We start from the raw sequence: 528 nt of genomic DNA on the forward strand, positions 1-528 counted from the left end.
TCTATATCATCATAAGTTTTCACTGCTTTAACTGTACGTTTTTTGATTTCCCTATTCACCTCGTCTATCAACGCTTCGCAACTCAATACGCTTCTTGGCAAATCACCACCGTATATCCAAGCTTTCACTTGCGCCTTGGTACTGTAATCAACATTCTCAGGCATCTCATGATACTGACCACCGTCAAATTCTTCATATTCTCTTGTACCATCATCATATTCGTAAAGATTGTAAAAATACTCTGCTACCCCTAATCCCCATGGGGCATGCCCCACCGCCGTTGCAACGAACTTTTTTCCCCCCTTCTGTTTACGTTTTTTTAAAAACATCTGGTTTAATATCCCCTATCTAAATCCATAACTTTACCAATGGGTTTATTTGCCTCAAAATGGACCGTACAGAAGCGTTTTTAATTTCAATGTGGTTTTTATCACAAAATCTTTAAATCGCTCTGTACGGTGCCTTTCTGTCAATTTAAACGCATATATATTCTCAAAATCATCAGCAAACTTCACTACTTTGCTGTTT

1 protein-coding gene is annotated in these 528 nt (G+C 38.1%); it reads right to left on the minus strand.

The window, feature by feature from the left end; all coding sequences use genetic code 11:
* Positions 1-329 (minus strand): hypothetical protein (locus ACFINO_RS11590; RefSeq protein ID WP_375655998.1); only part of this gene is annotated, 329 nt, incomplete at its 3' end.
* Between the last annotated feature and the right edge of the window lie 199 nt (positions 330-528).

Source organism: Bartonella sp. AA83SXKL, from assembly GCF_042196965.1.
Classification (GTDB): domain Bacteria; phylum Pseudomonadota; class Alphaproteobacteria; order Rhizobiales; family Rhizobiaceae; genus Bartonella.